This window comes from Nocardia sp. NPDC058497 (genome assembly GCF_042720195.1).
In the GTDB taxonomy this organism is placed as follows: Bacteria; Actinomycetota; Actinomycetes; order Mycobacteriales; family Mycobacteriaceae; genus Nocardia.
This window is the reverse complement of sequence record NZ_JBHXMY010001012.1, coordinates 693-1,220: the sequence shown is the minus strand read 5'-3', so window position 1 is coordinate 1,220 and position 528 is coordinate 693. Positions and strand designations below refer to the sequence as shown.

Sequence of the window (528 nt, the reverse complement as noted above, 5' to 3'; positions counted from 1 at the left end):
GTGGCGACGGCTTCCACATCGACCTGGTTGCTCACACTGATCTCCTGGACGCTGGGAGGAAAGGTCAGCAATCCGGTGCGGGTCGCGCTGAGGTTCCGTGCCACGACCACGTCATAGCCGCGTTCGACGGCCGTTTCGACCGCGTACCGGTCCGAGCCGATGATGAGGATTCTGGTCATTCTGGTTACCTTTCAACGGTTTTCATGAGATTGAGCATGGCAGAGGTGGCAGAAGCGAACGCGCCCGACATCCATGCAGTCAGAGGGTTGAGCCAGTCGCCCGCGAGCTGGACCGAACCCATCCCCGCAGCGAGCCTCGTGTAGGCGTGATGTTCATAGCTGGGCCAGTTGACCCACGCGCCTTGTAGATGCGCGACCTGTGACCACGAGATCGATTGCACGTCGGAGGGTTCCGCGGCAGCAGGAATGTCCGGGTGCAGGGCGGCGATCGTTTCGAGGACAGCGGTGTGCCGATCGCGTGGGTCCAGCGCGTCCAGTGTCGCGGCGTTGGATTTGAGGCAGTAGGCAG

1 protein-coding gene is annotated in these 528 nt (G+C 62.3%); it reads right to left on the bottom strand.

Annotated features, from left to right (window positions below; all coding sequences use genetic code 11):
- Positions 1–184 precede the first annotated feature (184 nt).
- On the bottom strand, positions 185–528 hold a 344-nt coding region (locus ACFWPJ_RS33325; protein ID WP_378857577.1), incomplete at its 5' end, for an FAD-dependent oxidoreductase.